Origin of the sequence: Candidatus Thiosymbion oneisti (assembly GCF_004359955.1) — a bacterium.
Taxonomy (GTDB): domain Bacteria; phylum Pseudomonadota; class Gammaproteobacteria; order Chromatiales; family Chromatiaceae; genus Thiosymbion; species Thiosymbion oneisti.
Genome location: NZ_SMSC01000019.1, coordinates 78,721 through 100,370, shown reverse-complemented (window position 1 = coordinate 100,370; position 21,650 = coordinate 78,721). Strand labels below are relative to the sequence as shown.

Annotated in this window: 18 protein-coding genes; 12 read left to right on the top strand and 6 right to left on the bottom strand. The window is 60.3% G+C overall.

Annotation, left to right across the window (positions count from 1 at the left end; all coding sequences use genetic code 11):
* Positions 1–179 precede the first annotated feature (179 nt).
* Positions 180–1,238: a hypothetical protein gene (locus E1958_RS12575; protein ID WP_133512175.1), complete on the top strand. Its 1,059-nt coding sequence runs from the start codon at positions 180–182 to the stop codon at positions 1,236–1,238.
* A gap of 43 nt (positions 1,239–1,281) precedes the next feature.
* A complete protein-coding gene (hrpA, locus tag E1958_RS12570; protein WP_133512183.1) occupies positions 1,282–5,223 on the top strand; it encodes an ATP-dependent RNA helicase HrpA in 3,942 nt (1,313 codons plus the stop codon).
* 6 nt (positions 5,224–5,229) lie between these two features.
* Here hrpA and E1958_RS12565 read toward each other — a convergent pair whose 3' ends face one another.
* Positions 5,230–6,690, bottom strand: coding sequence for a hypothetical protein (locus E1958_RS12565; protein ID WP_133512174.1), 1,461 nt, complete (start codon positions 6,688–6,690; stop codon positions 5,230–5,232).
* A 179-nt stretch (positions 6,691–6,869) separates the two neighbouring features.
* On the opposite strand from E1958_RS12565, the gene E1958_RS12560 reads away from it, so the two are divergent.
* From E1958_RS12560 to gatB, 5 genes are all read left to right on the top strand, one after another.
* The gene (locus E1958_RS12560) at positions 6,870–7,283 is read left to right on the top strand and encodes an SRPBCC family protein (protein WP_165742126.1); all 414 of its coding nucleotides are present in this window, start codon (positions 6,870–6,872) and stop codon (positions 7,281–7,283) included.
* Positions 7,283–8,914 (top strand): ATP-binding protein, encoded by a 1,632-nt coding sequence (locus tag E1958_RS12555; RefSeq protein ID WP_208108596.1) that lies wholly within the window; start codon positions 7,283–7,285, stop codon positions 8,912–8,914. The genes E1958_RS12560 and E1958_RS12555 overlap by 1 nt, the downstream gene beginning before the upstream one ends.
* 327 nt (positions 8,915–9,241) lie before the next feature.
* Positions 9,242–10,027, top strand: a complete 786-nt coding sequence (locus E1958_RS12545; protein ID WP_243448487.1) for a polysaccharide deacetylase family protein — start codon at positions 9,242–9,244, stop codon at positions 10,025–10,027.
* A 650-nt stretch (positions 10,028–10,677) separates the two neighbouring features.
* Positions 10,678–11,964 carry a lipid IV(A) 3-deoxy-D-manno-octulosonic acid transferase gene (waaA, locus tag E1958_RS12540; RefSeq protein WP_133512172.1) on the top strand — a complete coding sequence of 429 codons (1,287 nt, stop codon included), beginning with the start codon at positions 10,678–10,680 and terminating at the stop codon, positions 11,962–11,964.
* A 547-nt stretch (positions 11,965–12,511) separates the two neighbouring features.
* A complete protein-coding gene (gatB, locus tag E1958_RS12535) occupies positions 12,512–13,945 on the top strand; it encodes an Asp-tRNA(Asn)/Glu-tRNA(Gln) amidotransferase subunit GatB (RefSeq protein WP_133512171.1) in 1,434 nt (477 codons plus the stop codon).
* 270 nt (positions 13,946–14,215) lie between these two features.
* Here the strand turns inward: gatB and E1958_RS12530 are convergent, their stop codons facing one another.
* Positions 14,216–15,454: an alginate O-acetyltransferase AlgX-related protein gene (locus E1958_RS12530; protein ID WP_133512170.1), complete on the bottom strand. Its 1,239-nt coding sequence runs from the start codon at positions 15,452–15,454 to the stop codon at positions 14,216–14,218.
* Here E1958_RS12530 and E1958_RS21660 point away from each other — a divergent pair.
* Positions 15,393–15,710, top strand: coding sequence for a hypothetical protein (locus E1958_RS21660; protein WP_207787645.1), 318 nt, complete (start codon positions 15,393–15,395; stop codon positions 15,708–15,710). The genes E1958_RS12530 and E1958_RS21660 overlap by 62 nt on opposite strands.
* 407 nt (positions 15,711–16,117) lie before the next feature.
* Here E1958_RS21660 and E1958_RS12520 read toward each other — a convergent pair whose 3' ends face one another.
* A complete protein-coding gene (locus E1958_RS12520; RefSeq protein WP_133512169.1) occupies positions 16,118–17,455 on the bottom strand; it encodes an alginate O-acetyltransferase AlgX-related protein in 1,338 nt (445 codons plus the stop codon).
* A 15-nt stretch (positions 17,456–17,470) separates the two neighbouring features.
* Between E1958_RS12520 and E1958_RS12515 the strand changes: the two genes are divergently transcribed.
* The gene (locus tag E1958_RS12515) at positions 17,471–18,034 is read left to right on the top strand and encodes a CDP-alcohol phosphatidyltransferase family protein (RefSeq protein ID WP_089726066.1); all 564 of its coding nucleotides are present in this window, start codon (positions 17,471–17,473) and stop codon (positions 18,032–18,034) included.
* A 13-nt stretch (positions 18,035–18,047) separates the two neighbouring features.
* Here the strand turns inward: E1958_RS12515 and hda are convergent, their stop codons facing one another.
* The 3 genes from hda to arsC all read right to left on the bottom strand — a co-directional run bounded on the left by hda (position 18,048) and on the right by arsC (position 20,024).
* Positions 18,048–18,743, bottom strand: coding sequence for a DnaA regulatory inactivator Hda (hda, locus tag E1958_RS12510; RefSeq protein ID WP_133512168.1), 696 nt, complete (start codon positions 18,741–18,743; stop codon positions 18,048–18,050).
* A gap of 12 nt (positions 18,744–18,755) precedes the next feature.
* Positions 18,756–19,355, bottom strand: a complete 600-nt coding sequence (gene wrbA, locus E1958_RS12505; protein WP_133512167.1) for an NAD(P)H:quinone oxidoreductase — start codon at positions 19,353–19,355, stop codon at positions 18,756–18,758.
* A gap of 321 nt (positions 19,356–19,676) precedes the next feature.
* Positions 19,677–20,024: an arsenate reductase (glutaredoxin) gene (arsC, locus tag E1958_RS12500; RefSeq protein WP_089726059.1), complete on the bottom strand. Its 348-nt coding sequence runs from the start codon at positions 20,022–20,024 to the stop codon at positions 19,677–19,679.
* 100 nt (positions 20,025–20,124) lie between these two features.
* On the opposite strand from arsC, the gene E1958_RS12495 reads away from it, so the two are divergent.
* Genes E1958_RS12495 through E1958_RS12485 form a run of 3 tightly spaced genes read left to right on the top strand, consistent with a single transcriptional unit; the run spans position 20,125 to position 21,633 of the window.
* Positions 20,125–20,415, top strand: coding sequence for an acylphosphatase (locus E1958_RS12495; RefSeq protein ID WP_089726057.1), 291 nt, complete (start codon positions 20,125–20,127; stop codon positions 20,413–20,415).
* Positions 20,396–20,704 carry a DNA/RNA nuclease SfsA gene (locus tag E1958_RS12490; protein WP_133512166.1) on the top strand — a complete coding sequence of 103 codons (309 nt, stop codon included), beginning with the start codon at positions 20,396–20,398 and terminating at the stop codon, positions 20,702–20,704. Before E1958_RS12495 ends, E1958_RS12490 begins: the two co-directional genes overlap by 20 nt.
* Positions 20,701–21,633: a hydrogen peroxide-inducible genes activator gene (locus E1958_RS12485; protein WP_133512165.1), complete on the top strand. Its 933-nt coding sequence runs from the start codon at positions 20,701–20,703 to the stop codon at positions 21,631–21,633. Before E1958_RS12490 ends, E1958_RS12485 begins: the two co-directional genes overlap by 4 nt.
* Positions 21,634–21,650 lie beyond the last annotated feature (17 nt).

The window sequence follows — 21,650 nt, the reverse complement described above, 5'->3', positions numbered from 1 at the left end:
CGGAAGGAGAGTGCGTGATGAGTGCCGACTGCGGAATGACCTCGGTCATCCCAAATCTCCCGTGGCTCGGAAGATTCCTCCTTGCTATGCTTTGCGCCGTTTGGTTGTTAAATTCAAACGAGAGCACGATGATGGCAAAAATAAAAAACTGGTTTTGCAAAAACCTGAACTTTGGATGCGTGAAAGGATCGGAAGTGGACGAGGTCAAGGCCCTGACGCGCCAGTTCCATACCACCCTGCGCGCCTATATCACCAAGATCGAGACCAAGATCAAGGAAACGGCACCGAATTCGGTTCCAGAGGCCCTGGAGCGGATACGGGAAATAAAGAAGGAAGATAAGGATCTGTCCTGGCAGGATGCCTATGAGATCGAGCAACAGCTGGTGCAGCTCTACGACGAGCCGACCCTACACGTCGAGATCGAACGGCGGCTCCTGGATGCGGAACAGTTACTGCCTGCGCCTGTCACAGATTGGTATCGGAAACGCGCCGAAGCGCTGCAGGAGGATCCCGAGGGCTTAGCAGCGCTCCTATCGGGCCTGATCAGTGACCTACAATGGCGACATACGAAGAACGAAGCGCGACGCGCATACACGAGAGAGATTACGGGCCGTACGGAGACGGTCTACATGCTCACCTTTGGGCTCGTGTTCGTACTCCTAATGTCACAGGGGTTGGTGTTTGGGGATAAGGTAAGCCCGGACAACCCCTGGCTGCTGCCATTCGTCGCGCTCGCCGGGGCGTTCGGCGCGGCCTTCAGCATGATGACCGGTCTGAGAAAGCGCCTCGCCGACAGTACGTTCGACGATCTCAAGCTGAACCGCTGCTGGTGGTTGATCCTCACCCGTGTCCTGGTCGGCATCGGAGCAGGCTTCATCTTGTTTTTTTTCGTCCGCTCCGAACTAGTTGACGGCGAGATATTTCCGAATCTTTCACCGGAATCCGATGGTTCAAACTATCTCTTAGACTATAAGGATTTCGCGAAGTTGTTCCTCGGTTGCTTCATTGCCGGGTTTTCAGAGAAGCTCGTCCCGAATCTGTTGTCCCGAACGCAGCAACGCTCAAGCGAGATGGCCGTCGGGCCGCCAGCTCATATGGCCCCACCTACGGGCCGGAGCCAGGGCCACTCGAAAGAGGGCACCGGGGGACAATCCAGGGCGGCGGATGTGACCCGGAGCCAAGGTCAAGACCATTCGAAAGAAGACACCGGGAAACAATCCGATGCGGGTAATGGGTAAATAGGGACGGAAAAGCGCCGAATCCGGCGCCTGTCGGTTGCCCTTGAACCAGTCTCGGCTTCCCACCGATTCAGACCTCGATGCCTGTCTGCTGCGCGACCGGCATGGTTTCCGGCGCCGACTGCGCGGCCTGAGACGGCGCACGCAGCAGGGGCAAGCCTGCGAGGGCGACCGCGCCGAGCTGTGGCGTTCCATGCGCCGTTCTCAGGCCGTTCTCGATCTGCGCGCATCCCTGGTCCCCGGGATCTCGTATCCCCCGGAGCTGCCCGTCAGCGAGCACCGCGATGAGGTGGCGGCGCTGATCCGTGACCATCAGGTGGTGGTGCTGTGCGGCGAGACCGGCTCCGGTAAGTCCACTCAGTTGCCCAAGCTCTGCCTCGACCTGGGGCGGGGGATCGCCGGGCGTATCGGCCATACCCAGCCGCGGCGGATTGCCGCCCGTAGCCTTGCCGGCCGCCTGTCCCAGGAGCTCGGGACCGAACCGGGGACGCTGGTGGGCTACAAGGTGCGCTTCCAGGATCGGATCCGGCCTGAGACCTGCGTCAAGCTGATGACCGACGGCATCCTGTTAGCGGAGATTCGGCAGGATCGGTTTCTCAATGAATATGACACCCTCATCATCGATGAGGCCCATGAGCGCAGCCTCAATATCGACTTCCTGCTGGGCTATCTGAAGGGGCTGCTGCCCCGGCGGCCCGACCTCAAGCTCATCGTCACCTCGGCCACTATCGACCCTGGGCGCTTCGCCGAGCATTTCGGGAGCACCGCGGGTCCGGCGCCCGTCATCGAGATCTCCGGGCGCACCTATCCGGTGGAGGTGCGTTACCGACCACCGGAGGATGAGCATCCGGGCGAGCGGGACGATGCCATGCAGCGTGCCATCGCCGCGGCCCTGGACGAGCTGGCTCGGGTAGGTCCGGGCGATGTCTTGGTGTTCCTCTCCGGCGAGCGCGAGATCCGCGAGACCGCCCAGACCCTGCGTAAGCACCACCCGCCGTCTACCGAGATTCTGCCCCTGTACGCCCGCCAGGGCCCCCAGGAACAGGCGCGGGTGTTCCAGGCCCACGGCACCCGCCGCGTGATCCTGGCCACCAACGTGGCCGAGACCTCGCTCACGGTACCCGGCATCCACTATGTGATCGATCCGGGGTTCGCCCGCATCAGCCGCTACAGCCGGCGCGGCAAGGTCCAGCGTCTGCCGGTGGAACGCATCTCCCAGGCCGCGGCGAACCAACGCAAGGGCCGTTGTGGGCGCGTAGCGGCGGGTCTGTGCATCCGGCTCTATTCGGAGGACAACTTCGCGGCCCGGGCCCCCTTCACCGAACCGGAGATCCAGCGCACCAATCTGGCCGCGGTTATTTTGCAGATGAAGCTGCTGGGCTTCGGGGCGATCGAGGAATTTCCCTTCCTCGACGCGCCGGATGCCAGGCTGATCGCCGACGGCTACCGGACCTTGGAGGAGCTGGCGGCCCTGGACGCCGGGGGCCGATTGACGCCCCTGGGGGAGCAGCTTGCCCGCCTGCCCGTGGACCCGCGCATCGGTCGGATGCTGCTGGCCTCCAAGGACTATCATTGCCTGACCGAGCTGCTGATCATCGCCGCGGCCCTGAGCCTCCAAGACCCGCGGGAGCGGCCCCCAGACTGGCAACAGGCCCAGCAGCAGGCGGCGGACCAGATCCATGCCACCTTCCGGCACGAGGACTCGGACTTTCTCACCTTTCTGAACCTGTGGCGATTTCTGGAACAGGAACGCACCCGGCTGTCCCGGAACAAGTTCAGGAAGCTCTGCCAACGGCATTTCCTGTCCTGGAACCGGGTCCAGGAGTGGCGGGACATCCATACCCAGCTCGGTCTCACGCTGCGGGAGCTGGGCTACCGGGAGAACCAGGCCGCGGGGAGCTATGAGGAGATCCACCGCGCCCTGCTCACGGGCCTGCTGAGCAACATCGGTTGTAAGGACGAGCACCGGGAATACCAGGGTGCCCGCAACAGCCGTTTCTCCATCCATCCGGGCTCCGGGCTGTTCCGGACGGCACCCAAGTGGATCATGGCGGCGGAGCGGGTCGAGACCAGCCGGCAGTACGGGCGCATTGTCGCCAGGGTCCAACCGACCTGGATCGAGCGGGCCGGCGCCCACCTGGTGCAGCGCAGCTATGCGGAGCCCCACTGGCAGGCCGGCCCCGGTCAGGTGGCGGCCTACGAGCAGGTCACCCTCTATGGGGTAACCATCGTCCCCAGGCGCCGTGTCAACTACGGACCCATCAACCCAGGCGAGGCCAGGGAGATCTTCCTGCGCTTCGGTCTGGTGGAGGGGGACTTCGAGACCCGGGCCCCCTTCTGGCGCCACAATCGGGAGCTCATCGAGTACGTCCGCTATCTGGAGACCAAATCCCGCCGGCGGGATATCCTGGTGGACGAGGAGGCTATCTATGCCTTCTACGCCCAGCGGGTCCCGAGCGGCATCTACTCCCGGCCTCAGCTGGAGCAATGGCTGCGCACGGCGACGCGCAAGGAACCCAAGCGCCTGCACCTGCGCCTGGACGATGTGATGCGACGGGACGCGGCAGCAGTGACCGAACAGGCGTTCCCCGACAGCCTCCAGGTCGGGGCCACCCGGCTGCCCCTCGAGTACCGGTTCGACCCGGGGGCGAGCGCGGACGGGGTGACCCTCACCGTCCCCTTGCCCCTGGTCAATCAGGTTTCACCCGAGCAGTGCGAGTGGCTGGTCCCCGGTCTCTTGGAGGAGCTGTTCGTCGCCTTGCTGCGGGGCTTGCCCAAGCAGACGCGCAGGGCCCTGGTCCCCATTCCGGAGACGGCAAGGCGATTGGTCGAGCGCCTGATGCCCTCGGATCGACTGCCCTCGGATCGGCCCCTGGTCCAGACGGTCTCCGAGGTGCTCAAAGAGATGACCAGGGTCGCGGTCCCCGAGGACGCCTGGGATATGTCCGTTGTACCCGGCTATCTGCGCATGAAGTTTCGTCTGGTAGACGATCAAGGACATCAGGTGGCGTTGGAGGAGGATTTCTCCTCGCTCAAGCGCCGCTACGGCGGCCAGGGGCGGCAGGTCTTCGCTGAGATTCCGTCCCGCGAGCTGGAGCAGACGGGGATCCGGCGCTGGGACTTCGATGCGCTGCCGGAAAGCCTGGACCTAGACCGCGGCGGCATTCGAGTACGCGGCTATCCCGCCTTGGTCGACCAGGGGGATAGCGTCGCCGTCCGGGTGCTGGACTCGGAGGCCGGCGCCGCATTAGCCATGCGCCAAGGATTGCGCCGGCTACTGATGCTCCAGCTGGGATCGGACCTGCACGCGCTGCGCAAGGACCTGCCGGAGCTGGACCGCATGCGCCTGCAGTACGCTAAGGCGCCGCAACCGGCGGGGGAGAACGAATCCAAGGCGGCGGATCTGGCCGACGAGCTGATGGCGCTGATCCTAGATCTCACCTTTCTGGAGGACCGACCGCCGATCCGAGACCGGCAGACCTTCGCCGTGCGTCTGGAACAGAACCGCCCCCGGTTGGCGTCCGTGGCCCGGGATGTCCAGGCGCTGACCGGGCAGATACTCACCCGCTACCAGGCCATCCGCAAACGGCTTGCGGACATCACCCAGACCTATTGGACGGCCTCGGTTTCGGACATGGGTCAGCACCTGGATGTGCTGGTCTTTCGCGGCTTCCTGCAGCAGGTCCCTTACCCCCACCTCAAGGATTATCCCCGCTACCTGAAGGCCCTGGACGCCCGGGCCGACAAGCTCTCACAGGCCGCCGCCAAGGATCGGCAGCGAATCCAAGCGATGGCCGCCATCCACGGGAAATGGCGGGAGCGCTCGACCGCCGCCCGTGAAGCGGGGCGACACGACACCCGCCTGGAAGAGATCCGCTGGATGCTGGAAGAGCTGCGGGTCTCCCTCTTCGCCCAGCAAATCGGGACCGCCTATCCCGTCTCCGTCAAGCGGATCGAGGCGCGCTGGCGGGAGCTGGGGTTATGAATCGGGTTAGCCGAAGATGTGGGGAAGTACCCTGATGATGGTCCTGAGCGGCTCCTCGAACATCCCGAAATCCCGAATGCAGCAATGCGGCAGCCGCAGATAAAATAGAATGAATAGAAAGACAAGCAGGTTGCCGTAGAAGCCAAGCGTCGGGACGGATGAGTTTATGACACGTGACTTTTGTTCGGTATTCCCACGGGAAAATTTAGCATGTTCCAGCTCCGTGAGAACGATATCTTTGGACAATATGATCAGCATGTAGTTGATACAGGTTACGGCAACCCAACGGCCGAAATCCGCGCCCACAATGTAGAGGGGCGCAGACACCAGCAAAGGGACAAAGAAGTATTTCAGGTTGAGCACACGCGCGTGGGGGGCTGCCAGGGCCGTCGGATCGAAGCTGCGCGTAGAGCCGCCCCTCCGCAGCGTGTCTATCACCATGCTGCCGATGTAAAGCGTACAAAACCCAAGGATCGCGGAGGTCAAAACCCAACTCAATAGCGTGTCTGCAGAGAGTGAGATAACCATGGACGAAGCCTGAGAGAAAGTCCAGGCGAGTCCCGTAAGTGCCGAGAACGTGCTGACTGAGGTCGATGAAATCACCTTGTCCTCGAGGACCTCCGCTCCCAGTCCGAACCCACCCAGAGCCTCCAAAACCCCTTGGTCATCGAGGACGCACCTACCCGGTCCGAGTTCACCTAGAAGCTCCCAGTTTTTACAGATGGCTGCGGCAACTTCGAAAGAGGGATGACCGAAAAGAAAAACGACCAGGAATGACAGGCAAACAGGAAGGTACACGAGCGGCAGGGTAAAAAACTTTCTATAGGAGCCGACCGAATCATCTTGTCGAATGATCGCGTGACTGATGAGCAGATGCACCGGAACGAACAAAAAGAACGAAGCCTCATGAATCAGTACATGCACCGGCAAGGCAACCAGACTCATGGGGATGATCTTTTTGATATAGCGAGTCGGCTCCCTATTCCTGGGTGCTTCCAACAAATAGAGGTGCCAAACTAAAATCAGAAAGCCGATAGTTTCTTTGCGTCCGAACGCCCCATGGTCATATATATAAAACGGCAGGAGGGACGGCAGAAAGAGCAGGCCGATCAATACTGTCGGAGTCAACTTGTCCAGAGAACGTCCGACCGATCGTATATAGGCAACGGTGAGAATCCCGAAAATACTCCATGTCAACGACGCAATAACAATTCTTGGAGGAACCAAGGGTGAGAGCAGCCCGATCAATTCACCCGACAAACCGCGCCTTACAAAGCCCGCAGAATAATCGATGAGCCAATCGGTATAGACATAGGACCAGGCGCCGGTTTCGTTTCCGAAAAAATCTATCCGCAGCCAATAACCGAGCTGCGCCAGGACAAAAAATACGAAGATACCCAATATCAATGCCTTGATCTCGAAAACCCGGCGTTCGTTACTATCCGGAGGTGAAGTTGTCATCATCATCTCGCGTGGACTAGTATCCCGTTTCAACTTAATTTTTGTATAAAAAGATGATTTTATGTAGGGAACGGCCTCCGTGCCATCCCTTAACATCTTTCAACTCAAACCAAACCGCGCGGCTGCCGGGGGTGGGATCAGGACCCACAACCGGCAGTCGGTACCCACCCGGAGGAGAGACGATTATGCCGAAAGTCACGCTGTCAACCGAGCTGCCGGCCAGTGCCGGAAGTGTTTGGAACCTAATCGGCGGCTTCAACGCCCTACCTGATTGGCACCCGGTGATCTCGAAATCTGAGCGCTCGGACGACGGTTCCAAGCGTACTCTGCATGTGTTGGGAGGCGGATCGATCGTCGAGCAGCTCGAGACCACCGGCGAGGGGCATAGGTACAGCTATTCCGTTCTCAAAAATCCTCTACTGATGCGGAACTACCAAGGCGCCATCGCCGTCAAGCCGAACGCCGACGGCAATGGCTGCATGGTCGAGTGGTCAGGGGACTTCCAGACCACGGATGTACCCGACAACGCGGCTGTCAGGCTCATCCAGGGCATCTACCAGGTAGGTCTCGACAACCTGAGTAGGATCTTCGGGATCTGATGAAGGAAAACCAAAATACCGAATGGAAAGAGTCTTGGCGGGACGACCATCTGAAATGGGTTTGCGGTTTCGCTAATGCGCAAGGGGGCGTTCTGGAGATCGGTCGCAATGACCAGGGCCAGGTTATCGGCCTGACGGGCGCGGAAAAGCTGTTGGAGGATATGCCCAACAAGATGCGTGATCTGTTGGGCATTTTGGCCGATGTGGATCTGTTAGAGGAGGAGGGCAGGCAATACCTGCGGATTACCGTCGAGCCCTATCCCTACCCGGTCAGCTACAAGGGGGAATATCACTACCGTACCGGCAGCACCAAACAGGTCCTTAAAGGTGTGGCACTGGACCGTTTCTTGCTGAACAAGACGGGCAAGCGTTGGGACGCGGTACCGGTTCCCGGCGTCACCCTTAGTGATTTAGACGCGAACGTGCTCATCCGTTTTCGGGAACGCGCCGCCTGGAGCAAACGCCTCGGAACAGGGGTTCTCGAAGAAGACGATGCCGGCCTGATCGAGAAACTTCGCCTGACGGACGGCGTATACCTCAAACGCGCTGCCGTCCTGCTCTTTCATCCCGAACCGGATCGATTCGTGACCGGGGCCTCGATCAAGATCGGCTTTTTCGAAAACGACAGTGAGCTACGCTACCATGATGAGATTACCGGCGACCTGTTTGCCCAGGCAGACCGAACCCTGGACCTGTTACTGACCAAGTACCTCAAGGCAACCATCGGCTACGAGGGCGTGCAGCGGGTCGAAACTTGGCCCGTCCCGCAAGACGCCCTGCGCGAGGTCCTCCTGAATGCAATCGCGCACAAGGATTATGCCAGTGGTGTTCCAATTCAGATCAGTGTGTATGACGACCGAATCCTATTTTGGAACAACGGGCAGCTCCCGGAGGACTGGACCGTAGAGCGTCTGACGAGCAAACATCCTTCCCAGCCGTACAATCCGGACATTGCCAATGCTTTTTTCCGGGCCGGGATGATCGAAGCCTGGGGGCGCGGGATCGAGAAGGTCATGCAAGAATGCCGGAACGCCGGCCTTGCATTGCCGACCCTGACGTACGAAAAACTCGGACTCTGGGTCGAATTCAGCTATCCACCAATGTCGCAGCCTTCGGGGAAGACTACCCAAGAAACTACCCAAGAAACTACCCAAGAACGGATCCTGGCCTTGTTGCGGCAAGAACCCACCCTGACACGCAAGGCTCTGGTAGCACACATCGGCGTCACTGCTGACGGCATCAAATACCATCTGACAAAGCTTACGGAGAACGGCCGCATTCGCCATGTAGGTCCGACGCGTAAAGGACACTGGGAAGTGCTTGCACAAGAAGTCGAATTCAGCTATCCACCAATGTCGCAGCCTTCAGGGAAGGCTACCCAAGAAACTACCCAAGAAACTACCCAAGAAACTACCCAAGAAACTACCCAAGAAACTACCCAAGAACGGATCCTGGCCTTGTTGCGGCAAGAACCCACCCTGACACGCAAGGCTCTGGCAGCACGTATCGGTGTCACTGCTAACGGCATCAAATACCATCTGACAAAGCTTACGGAGAGCGGCCGTATTCGCCATGTAGGTCCGACGCGCAAAGGGCATTGGGAAGTGCTTGCACAGAAAGAGGAAAAATAGGACCGACTCTGCAGGTCCACAGGCAAGTTCCATCCCAATGCCATTAAGTTAAGCCGTTATTCCGGCAGGGAGTGCCGGAATCCAGGCCACAGGGATGTGAAAATTCTCTTAATTTTCAGGGTCTTCCAGTCCCGTCAATCCCTGTCAGATCGGTATCATTGCCTTAACTGAATGACATTGAGTTCCATCCGAGTTCTTACCTTTTGTAGGGCAAGTTGTAGGGCAAGCCCATCTATCGGGGAGGGCGCGCTCTGGGCCTGTTGAGGGCCTGTGAGGAAGTTTCCGTAAGCGGCGGTTGAGGCTTAGCGTACGATATTCTCTGTTCTTATGGAGAGACCCCTCGGTCAAATCCTTATGGCCAACCGGATCTCTATCCTCATGTACCACCAGGTGGGCAAGTTCGCGCCCATGCGGGAGCACCGGGCGAACTATTGTGACCACCGCCGATTCGCCGGTCAGATGGCCTTCCTGAAGGGTTTCGGCTACCGGGTATTGGACCTGGACCAAGTACTGGCGTGCGTGCGCGGCGAACGGTCGATCCCGCCTCGGGCCGTGGCGCTTACCTTCGATGACGGCTACGCAAATTTCGTAAGCCACGCCCTGCCGGTGCTCCGGCACCACGGCTTTCCGGCCACGGTCTATGCCGTCAGCGGCCGGGTGGGGGGGCAGGCGCAGTGGTTCGCCCAGGACTCGGGGCGGCCGGTTCCCGAGCTGATGAGCGCCGCCCAGCTAAGGGTAATCCAGGCTTCGGGCATAACCGTCGGCTCCCATACGGTAAGTCACCTCAAGCTCGCTGAGGCAACCCCCGAGCGCCAACACCGAGAACTGATCGACAGCAAGGCGTGTTTGGAAGACCTGCTCGGTGAGGAGGTCAAGCATCTGTGCTATCCATACGGAAGCTTCGCCCCGGACACGGTACGCGCCGCCGCTGCGAGCGGCTATCTCAGCGCCACTACCTGCCTACGAGGTCCCGCGTTACCCGGCGATCACCCCTTGGTACTCCCGCGCAAGGCCATCTCCTTCGGTGACAGCCTGATCGGCTATTTCTGGAAGCTTGTCGTCAAGAACAAGCCCAAGCCTCAGCTGCTGGAATGGCGCCGGGCGAGCCCGTAGGGCGGGTCAGGCGCGTGCGCCAAGCGCCGCGATTGCTGCGGCGGTAGGCGCGCCGTCACCCGCCAGACGGCGGCGGGTGGTAGCCCGTCGGTCGGGTCAGGCCAAGCCCCATCCCGACGCAGGAGGGAGCCTGGCCGCCACCCGACGGAGGTGACTGGCATACGGCGGATGGCGCAAGCTTATGCGCCCTACGCGGACTCATGGGTTCGGTCATGCCGCGGCGGTTTCCGTGCCGCAACGGCTTGTCGGATGTTCCAAGCGTTGCGTGTTCATCGATCCACGGCCGGGAATGACAAACATGGATATTGGGCACGGCGTGCCAGAGGCCGTTGGTTCGAGCGCCGGCTCGGCAGTGCGCGCCTTTGTCCAGCCTACCCGACTGGGCAAGCACACAGGACTTTATTGCTCAAAGTGAGGTCCGCGCGGGCCAGGAGCACGGCGGGCGCCCCATGGGTAGGTTGTGTTAAGACGCCGGCATCGGCGCCGCAGGAGATCAGCAGCCCTTTGAGCGTCGCAACGCAACAGGTCCGGTCCCCCAGACAGCGCCAAATCATTCAGGATTGCTAATGGAGAGGCGCCGACGTCTGGTGGACGAATCCCTGTGGTAAACTTACGACTCTTTTTTACCCGATGCCGATCTTGTCCCCGCCGTGGCGCGGCTCTACAGCCTACTCCTCTATCTCGCCCTGCCCTTTCTGCTGCTGCGTCTCGCCTGGCGTAGCCGTCACGCACCGGCGTACCGCAAACGCTGGGGCGAGCGGTTTGGTCTCTACGGCCAACGCCCGCTGCGGGCCCACATCTGGATCCATGCCGTTTCCGTAGGGGAGGTTCAGGCAGCCGAACCGCTCATCAAGCACTTCCTCGCGCGTTATCCGAACGCCGGCGTCATGGTCACCACCACCACACCCACCGGCTCGGAACGCCTGCGCAGTCTGTTCGAGAGTGCCGTTCGCCATGTCTATACGCCCTTTGACTTGGCGCCGATCATGAGCCGTTTCCTCGATGCGGTCGGCCCCCGGCTCGTGGTCGTCATGGAAACCGAAATCTGGCCCAACATGCTGAGTGCCTGTGAGCGCCGCGGCATTCCGGTGGTGCTGGCCAATGCCCGACTGTCCGCCCATTCCGCTCAGAGGTATGCCCGACTCGGCGGCTTCACCGGCGAGACCCTGCGACGGTTCGCGGCGATCGGTGCCCAGAGCCCCGCCGATGCGACCCGCTTCCGGGCCCTGGGGGCACCTGCCGAACGGGTACGGGTGACGGGTAACATCAAATTCGATGTCCGCCGGTCCGGCAGTTTGCTCGACCAGGCGGAGGTACTGCGCCGCCGCTGGGGGATTCGGCGTCCGGTCTGGGTGGCCGCAAGTACCCATGAGGGCGAGGAGGAGCAGGTCCTCCGCGCCCATCGAAAGATCCTGGACCGGCTATCAGGAGTCTTATTGGTCCTGGTACCACGCCATCCCGAGCGCTTCGAGCGGATCGCGGCATTAGTCGAGCGCCGGGGCTTCGCACTCGCGCGCCGATCCGCCGACGATCCCTGCGGCGAGCAGGTCTCAGTATTCCTCGGCGACACCATGGGGGAACTGCCGGCCTTTCTCGCCGCGGGAGACGCGGCCTTCATCGGGGGCAGCCTGGTTCCCACCGGCGGCCATAATCTGTTGGAGGCGGCGGCGGCAGGGGTGCCCGTCGCTGTGGGGCCCCACACCTTCAACTTCGCCCGGATTACCGAGCTGATGGTGCAGGAGGGAGCGGCGATCCGGGTGACGGACGCCCATACGCTGGCGCAATGCATGGGGGAATGGCTGGAGGATGCAACGACCAGGGCGCACGTCGGCGAGCAAGGGCGACGGGTGGTGCGAGCGAACCAGGGCGCCTTGCAGCGGCTGCTGGATCTGATTGATGGGATCTACGAAGACGACTCTGGAACAAACGGTTACTAACCGTATCGAAACCAAAGTCAGATCTTCCGGACAACGCCAAATATTCAGAATGATCCCGTTTGATCCTGGCGCTGTTCGGCGTTATTTGGTGTTGCCTGAGCGGGCGTCGTGTTGGGTTACGGCGCGTTCGACGGTGTTTGTGTTCTTCGGGATCGGCAGCGCGCCTAACCCAACCTACACCCGGAGCGAGGTCTGCGCGGGGGGTCATGTGGGTGTAGGATGCGGTGAGCGCTTGCCTATAGCCCCAGGAACGCTTGCCTGTGCCGGCCTACCTGCCCCGCAGGGATGAGACAAGCTCGGCAGACAAACGGCAGGCGGCGAACCGCATCAAAGCCATCCTGAATGATTCGGCATGGTCTGAAGGATTTGACTTCGCTCTATCCGCGGATTACACGGATTTTCGCAGATTAAAAACGAAACAATCCGTGAGGGACTGCGACATCCGTGGATAGAAAAGATCATGTGATCTTTTGCGACCGATTTGCGTTCATTGGCGTTCATTTGCGGCAAAAATCTAACGGCATTGATCTTCAAATAGGCTCAGACGATGCAATGGGAAACTGTCATCGGGCTGGAGATCCACACCCAGCTCGCGACCAGGTCGAAAATCTTTTCCGGCGCGCCGACTGATTTCGGTGCCGCGCCGAACACCCGGGCCTGTGCGGTGGACCTGGGATTGCCCGGCGTGCTGCCGGTGCTCAATGAAGAGGCCGTGACCCTGGCGGTTCGCTTCGGCAAGGCCATCGAGGCCGAGATCGCGGAGCGCTCCATCTTCGCACGCAAGAATTATTTCTACCCGGACCTGCCCAAGGGCTATCAGATCAGCCAGTACGAGCTGCCGGTGGTCGGTAAGGGGCGGGTGCGGATCCTACTGGACGATGGTGCGATCAAGGAGATCGGTGTCACCCGTGCCCATCTGGAAGAGGACGCCGGCAAGTCGCTGCATGAGGACTTCCACGGCCTGACCGGCATCGACCTGAATCGGGCCGGTACCCCGCTGTTGGAGATCGTCTCCGAGCCGGATATGCGCTCACCGGAAGAGGCGGTGGCCTATACCCGGAAGATCCACCAGATCGTGCGCTGGATCGGCGTCAGCGACGGCAATATGCAGGAGGGCTCCTTTCGGGTAGACGCCAATGTCTCGGTACGCCCCCAGGGCGAGGCGAAATTGGGCACCCGTACCGAGATCAAGAACATCAACTCCTTCCGCTTTCTGGAACGTGCCATCCGCTTCGAGGTCGAGCGCCAGATCGATGTCATCGAAGGCGGTGGCCAGGTGGTGCAGGAGACCCGGCTCTATGATGCGGATCAGGGCGAGACCCGCTCCATGCGCACCAAGGAGGAGGCGAACGATTACCGCTATTTCCCGGACCCGGACCTGTTGCCCTTGGTCATCGATGCCGATTTCATCGAGCGGGCGACGCAGGCGATGCCGGAGCTCCCGGACGCCAGGCGCCGGCGGTTCCGGGACCAGTACGGCCTATCCGATTACGACGCCGACCTGCTCACCTTGAATCGGGAGCTGGGGGATTACTATGAGCGCGTCGCCGAGGACACGGGTGATCCCAAGCTGGCGGCCAATTGGATCAACGGCGAGCTGGCCGCGGCCCTGAACAAGGCCGGCCTGGAGATCGGCGTAAGCCCGGTCAGTGCCCCAATGCTGGCGGGGCTGATCAAACGCATTCAGGACCAGACGATCTCCGGTAAGCTCGCCAAACAGGTGTTCGAGGCCATCTGGAACGGCGAAGGCGATGCGGACACAGTCATTGCGGCTCGGGGCCTTAAGCAGATCACCGACGCCGGGGCCATCGAGGCGGTGATCGAGGGCATCCTGGCAACCAACCCGGCGCAGGTGGAGCAGTACCGCGGCGGCAAGGAGAAGGTGTTCGGTTTCTTCGTCGGCCAGGTCATGCAGGCCACCAAGGGCAAGGCCAATCCCCAACAGGTCAATGCGCTGCTGAAAGAGAAGCTCAGGGCCTGAGCGAATCGGTAGCGGTAAATTTTTAAGTGGTCGAGTACAGAAGTTCATTAACCACTCCCAGTTTCTTTTTGGATCCCCTCTCCCCGACCCTCTCCCAGGAGGGAGAGGGAACAAAACGCGTAGGTTGGGCAAAGCCGCCAGCCTGTCTGCGTGCGGAATGCACTGGCCGCGGACGGCGGCGTGCCCAACACACCATTCAAACCTTAACCACCACCGAGCGAATCTTATCAGGGTAGACTGCCTGCCGCTTCAATAAGGCCGAGGAGGGGGTTATTTCGGAAACAGCTGCGGAAACTCCTCGATCAGGATTTCCGCAACCGCACGGTTTCCCCCAGGGCCGAGGTGGGCATTTCCTTTCCAGTATATCTCGCTTGCCGTCAGCCCTCTCGCGTGGAAACGGGGGGTAAGATCGACGAAGCGGATGCCCTGATCGTCCAGAAAATCACGCACTTCCCGATAGTGCTCCGTATTTAACCCGTCCCCTCTCCAGGGATCATCCAGTGGTCCCACTGGAATCAACACGACGATGAGCGGTAGGTCGTTGCGTTCGGCGAAATCACGAAAATCGAGCAGTGCGGATTTATTCTCCTGCGCCATGGGATTATCGGAAAACCAGGAGCCTTTTTCACTCGTAGCCAGGCACATGAGGGCATAGATGTCCCCTAAACCCCATCGATTCTTGCACATGAGAGCATAGCGGTTCCTAAACCCAGGCGTGATGAGCGCGGCGGCATCGGGTTGCCCTATCTCGGCTACCTGTTTCCTTAACGACTTTATCAGATTTACCGTTAACGAATAGCGCTTCAGGACATCCTTGATCCGCTTCCCCCGAGCGGCCGAGCTTCTCTCTGCATGTCGCTTCAGTCTACGGGCGACTTGCTGCGCCAATTCCTGGTCCGTGTGCCGTACCAATCGGTAATTTTTATCAATGGATACGCTATTGACCAGCCAACCGTCGATGACCGTCGAGTGTGGGTGAGCATAGTCGTTAGCAACATCGTTCCAGTAATAGAAGACGAAGAGTGCTTGCGGCAGGTGGCCGATTTGTTCGGCGATTTCGATGAACTTTTGGTACTGGTGGCGCTGGCCAGTATGGGTAACCCCACACTTCAATATACGAACACCGGTCGTTTTTTCGATGAGGGTGCCGAATTTTTCCCCGAACGGCGTATACCCCCAGGTGAAGCTGTCTCCCGCGAAGTAAACATAGGAATCGTACCGAGTATGCTCCCTATCGAAGCAACCGATGGAGTTCGACCATATGGGGTAGGTGACACCCTCTACCCAGTGGTATGCCTGCCTGTTTGTCCCGATATCGAACCCGCGTTGAGGGTGTTTAACGAAGTAATGCCTGGGATAGCGATTGCGACCCGCAACCTCCGGCCGCGAATCCCGGCGGTATTCCTTGAGCTGAGATACATACCTGGCCGGCAGAAGCCAGAATGAGATGGTATCAAACGCCAGAACGAGCACCAGAAAAATCAGAATGTTAATGAATAAGGTTTTCATCCTACAGTTCCCAATGCCATTTATACTCATCCAATTGACAAGTTGCTGCCGGCTTCCAGTCGCCGGCTGCCGATCGCCGAGCGTCCGCTACGCGGATCCTCGGGGCGTCTCCCTATGGGCATCCCGGAATGATTGGAACACGGGCGATTCGCCTCAGGTGTTTGGTTGCTCCGTCGGCCGGATCATGAAGGCCACCAAGGGCAAGGCCAATCCCCAACAGGTCAATGCACTGCTGAAAGAGAAGCTCAGGGCATGAGCGAATCCCGTCAGGGTAGACTGCCTGCCGCTTCAATAATGAGGCTGAGAGCCTGTCTAAAAAAGAGCCGTAGGCCATGGTAGGCAGTCGGCTGGGTTGAGGAACGAAACCCAGCTTTTACGGACCGGCCTACCAGCTTAAAATCTTAGAAGCTGTCTGGTTAAAACGGATCCTAGCATCGTGTTGCGTTACGCCCTGTTGTTCCCCCAGGCGTTTTCGCGCGCGGCTTAACGCAACTATACACTTAAGGCGAGGTCCGCGCGTGAGACCGCGCGGGGGATAATGTGGGTGTGGGTTGCGTTAAGACGCTGGCACTGGCCTAGCCGTAGACCAACGAGCCGTTGGGCGTCGAACGCAACACGTCAAACTTGACAGCGCCAAATAACTCAGGATTGCTTAAGGACGGGTTATTTTGAAAACAGCTGCGGAAACTCCTCGATCAGGATTTCCGCAACCGCACGGTTTCCGGCAGGGTTGAGGTGGGGATCTTCTTTCCAGTATAGGTCGCTTGCCGTCAACCCTCTCGCGCGGAAACGGAGGGTAAGATCGACGAAGCGGATACCCTTATCGTCCAGAAAATCACGCACTTCCCGATAGTGCTCCGTATTTAACCCATCCCCTCCCCGGGGGTCATCCCCTGGTCCCACCGGCATTAACGCGACGACGAGCGGTAGGTCGTTGCGTTGGGCGAAATCGCGAAAATCGAGCAGTGCGGATTTATTCTCCCGCGCTATGGGATTATCGGAAAACCAGAAGCCTTCTTCACTCGGAGCCAGGCACATGAGGGCATAGATGTCCCTATTCGAAACCTTTGCCCGGCACAGGTGGGTATGGATGTTCCTGAGCACAGGCGTAGTGCTCGGGGCGGCGTCGGGTTGCCCTATCTTGGCCACCTGTTTCGCTAGCGAATTTATCAGGTTTACCGTTAACGAATAGCGCATCAAGACGTTCAGAATCCGCCGCCTCCAAGTGACCGGTTTTTCCTCCGCATGTCGCTTCAGGTTAAGGACGATTTTCTGCGCCAATTCCTGGTCCGTATGCCGTGTCAATCGGTAATCTTTATCAATAGAGATGTTATTGACCTGCCAACCGTCGATGACCGTCGAGTGCGGATGAACATGGTCGTTGGCAACATCGTTCCAGTGATAGAAGACAAAGAGTGCTTGCGGCAGGTGGCCGATTTGTTGGACGATTTCGATGAACTTTTGGTGTTGGTGGCGCTGACCGGTATGGGTAACCCCGCACTTCAATATACGGACACCGGTCATTTTTTCGATGAGCGTGCCGAATTTTTCCTCGAACGGCGTATACCCCCAGGTGAGACTGTCTCCCGCGAAGTAAACGTAGGGATCGTACCGAGTATACTCCCTATCGAAGCAACCGATGGAGTTCGACCATATGGGGTAGGTGACACCCTCTACCCAGTGGTATGTCTGCCTGTTGGTCCCGATATCGAACCCGCGTTGAGGGTGTTTGACGAAGTAATCCTTAGGATAACGGTAGCGACCCGCAACCTTCGGCTGCGGATCCCGGCGGTATTGACTGAACTGAAACCCATATCCGGTCGGCAGGAGCCAGAATGAGATGATGTCAAACGCCAGAACGGGTACCACCAGAAAAATCAGAATTTTAATGAATAAGGTTTTCATTTTTGGACAAGCCCTCCGGCAGGGGGATATGATTTTAACCGTCAGACCCGTTGCGGGACACCGTTCGGTGCCCTGTCTGCTCTTCGGCCCCGGCAAGAGGCGTTCGCTGATTTGAGGCTAAAGTACCAAGACCTCCCTAATATCATCAGTCTGTTGCGGCTGCTTGCCGTAATGCCGGTCCTGTACCTGCTGCTCGAGCGGGAGTTCGGCTGGGCATTGCTCCTGTTTGCGGCAGCGGGGTTTTCGGACGGGCTCGATGGTTTCCTGGCCAAGCATTACGGTTGGCAGAGTCGCCTCGGCGGCATTCTCGATCCCCTTGCGGACAAGATCCTGTTGGTGGCCTGTTTCCTGGTGCTCGGGGCCTTGGCGCTCATCCCCGCGTGGCTGGTGTCGGCGGTGCTGTTCCGGGACCTGCTGATCGTCGGGGGGGCCGTGCTCTACAACTACCGGGTCGAGGAAGTAGAGGCGGCCCCGACGCTGATGAGCAAGCTGAACACGGTGCTCCAGATCCTGTTGATCGTGCTGGTGATCACGGACGCCGGGCCCATGCCCCTGCCGGGATGGGTCATCCGGACGCTGATCTGGATCTGTCTTACCACCGTGGTCGTCAGCGGTAGCCAGTATGTCTGGATCTGGTCGCGTAAGGCAGCGCAGAAGGGCTGGAAAGAGAATTGACGGGGCAGCGGGATTACGACTTGCGGGCCCCGATGATCTGTCGTATCAGCCACCGCGTCGGGCGGCATTTCCTGCGCAGGCTCTCGCGGTCGATCTCTTCCAGAAGTCCCATCAGGTAGCTCGGTTCCCGTGGACAGCGACGCATGATGTAGGCGACCGCGTCCGGGCCGAGCTCAAGGCCCCGGCGCTTGGCCGACTCCTTAAGTAAGTGCTCGCAATCGTCCTCGGGCAAGGGGAGCAGCCGGTAGCCTGGCCCCCAGCCCAGACGCGAGCGCAGATCAGGAAGGGTCAGGGGCAATTCTGAGACAGGAGTGTAGGCGCTCACCAACAGGCATCGGCCGGATTCGCGTAGGCGGTTGTAGAGGTCGAACAGGCCCTGTTCCCAAGTCGCATCCCCGGCGATGGCCTGGATGTCGTCCAGGGCGACCAGATCCCAAAGCTCCAGGTTATCGAGTACGGATGGGGCCAACTCCCCATGCTCCAGGGGCACATAGATGGCCGAGCGATCGCCCTGCGCTACCTGCCGGCAGGCGGCTTGTAACAGGTGGGTCTTGCCGCTGCCGGCGGTGCCGAATAGATACAAGAAGTTGTCTCCGCTCCTCGCGGCCCAGGCCGTGACCGCGGCGACGGCCTCGGCGTTGGGACCGGCCACGAAAGCGGCGAAATCCGCTTCCGGCCGCAGCTGGACGGGGAGGGGAATCTGGTGCATCCGGGATCCGGATCAACCGACCCCATCCAAGGCCAAGGCGGTGCGGGCGAGGCGTTTGCCCAACGCCTGGCACAGGTGTCTTTCCGCGTCGGTCAGGGGCAGATTGCTCTCACTGCCGGCCAGGTGGGAGGGGCCGTAGGGGGTCCCGCCGCTGCTGGTCCGCAGCAACTCCGTCTCGCTGTAGGGCAGCCCGACCAACAGCATTCCGTGGTGCAGCAGGGGCAACATCATGGACAGCAGGGTCGTCTCCTGCCCGCCGTGGAGGCTGGCGGTGGAGGTGAATACCCCGGCCGGCTTCCCGATCAGGGTTCCCGCCATCCACAAGGAGCTGGTGCCATCGAGGAAGTACTTCATGGGCGCGGCCATATTGCCGTAGCGGGTCGGGCTACCGAGGGCAAGTCCCGCGCAATCCCGCAGGTCTTCCAGCTCGGCATAGGGGGGGCCTGCGTCCGGAATCTTGTCCTGGGTGGACTCGCATAGGGTGGAGACGGCGGGGACGGTGCGCAGTCGGGCTTCGATGCCCGGTATCTCTTCCGTGCCGCGGGCAATCTGACGCGCCATTTCCGCCGTAGCGCCGTAGCGGCTGTAGTACAAAATCAGTATGTAGGGCATGGTTGGTCCTCAGTGGAGAATGACCGATTCGGCACGCCGGGCGCCGAAGTAGTACGTGCGCAGATGCGCTCGGGTGCTGTCTGCATGCGAGACACACAGGCCGCGCGGGGGTAATGTAGGTGTAGGTTGCGTAAGACGCCGGCACTGACCTGGCAGACGATCAGTGAGCCTTTGAGCGTCGCAACGCAACACGTCAAACCCTGTCCCGACGCAGGAGGGATCTTTTCCCTCCGGACAACGCCAAATCATTCAGGATTGCTTTGATGCGGTTCGCGCCTCCTCGTGGTGCCATCCTGTATGACCTACCGCGCTCACCGCATCCTACAGGATATCGAGCACGGCCTCCGGTGGACGGCCCAGGGCGGCCTTATCCTCCGTGACGACGATTGGGCGCTCGATCAGCTTCGGGTGGGCGACCATGGCCGCGATCAGGGCGTTCCGGGACAGCTCCGGGTTCGCCAGCGCGTGCTCCTGGTACGCCTTTTCCTGCTTGCGCATGAGCTCACGAGGCTCCAGGCCCAACATATCCAGCAGACGTTCCAGCGTTGCAGTATCCGGGGGGGTCTTGAGGTACTCCAGGATCCGGGGCTCGAGGCCCTGGTCCCGAAGCAGCTCCAAGGTCCGGCGGGATTTGCTGCAGCGTGGATTATGGTAGATGGTGATGGTCATGAAAGCCCTCGATCGCGGCGGGGCGGACATCGCCCCTTGAATACTGCTATTGTAAGCCACGGTCGGAAAACTCCAAATAAGGTGAAGGAGGTCGGCGTTTATGAGTGAACAGGCATCTGACAAACGCGTATGTTTTCGTTGTCTGGTGGCGGGTCGGGTGCAAGGGGTTTTTTTCCGCGCCGCCGCCCGCGAGCAGGCCCAACGGCTGGGGCTGACGGGTTATGCGCGCAACCTGTCGGATGGCCGGGTAGAGGTCCTCGTCTGTGGCGAGCCGGACTTGGTGGGCCAACTGCGCGAGTGGTTGCGCGTCGGTCCGCCCACGGCCGAAGTCACGGGTGTCGCCTGCGAGCCGGGGGCCTTCCCGCACTTGAGTGGATTCGATATTCACTAGCCGTCTGCGTTTTCCGGATGCCGTCAGCGAACGTGGGCGCAAATACTTAGGTTTACTGCAGGCGGCGGTGGAACTGGGCAACCGCGGTGTTATGCTGTACGCCGTCAATCGGCCCGAGGGTCAGTGCTTTGCCCCGGCCTGGTCGATCGATCCCGCTTACACCGAGCGTTTAACCGCAGCGGCGGAGGCTGGCGTCGAAGTGCTCGCCGTGCGCATCAGGCACACGGAAACCCACCTGGAGGTCGGCGAGGGGTTGCCGGTGGATCTTACAATGCCGAATCTGCAATGACACTCAGTGAGCTTCGTTACATCGTGGCGGTGGCGAGAGAGCGCCATTTCGGACGTGCCGCGGAGGCCTGCTTTGTCAGCCAGCCGACCTTGAGTGTGGCGGTCAAAAAGCTGGAGGACGAGCTCGGGGTGAGTCTATTCGAGCGTGGTACGGGGGAGGTGACCGTCACCACCGTCGGTCAGCAGATCGTCGAGCAGGCCCAACGGGTATTGGAGGAAGCGGATGGAATCAAGCACTTGGCCCGACATGGAAAGAATCCGCTTGCCGGTATCTTGCGTCTGGGTGCCATCTATACCATTGGTCCCTATTTGCTGCCCCGGTTGATTCCCTGGATATCGGAACAGGCACCGGAAATGCCTCTGATGATCGAGGAGAACTTCACGTCCGTGTTGAGCGAACGCCTCAAGCGCGGGGATCTGGATGTCATCGTTATCTCGCTGCCCTTCAATGAGCCGGGGGTACTGACGAGGCCCATTTACGACGAATCCTTCATCGTGCTATTGCCGGGCAGTCATCCCTGGTCCGGACAAGCGTCGGTAGATGTCGATCAGCTCGGCAACGAGGATGTGCTGCTGCTCGGACCGGGGCATTGCTTCCGGGACCAGGTACTCGAGGTCTGCCCGAACTGCATCAGATCCACCGCGGGCGGCAACAGCCTGCAACGTGGGCTCGAAGGAGGCTCCCTGGAGACCATCCGCTGCATGGTGGCCAGCGGGGTTGGGATAACGGTGCTGCCCTGTAGCGCCGTCGCGGAGGACCGGTTCGTGGAGCCTTTGGTACGTGGCCTGCCCTTTGCCGGAAAGGCCCCGCGCCGCCGGGTGGCCCTGGCCTGGCGCAAATCGTTTTCGCGCCTGGAGGCGGTTGATGTGCTCGCGCGCGCCATCCGCGGGGCGGACCTTCCCTGTGTCTCGTATCTGGACTCGGCTTAAGGGAACCTTGAAAAATT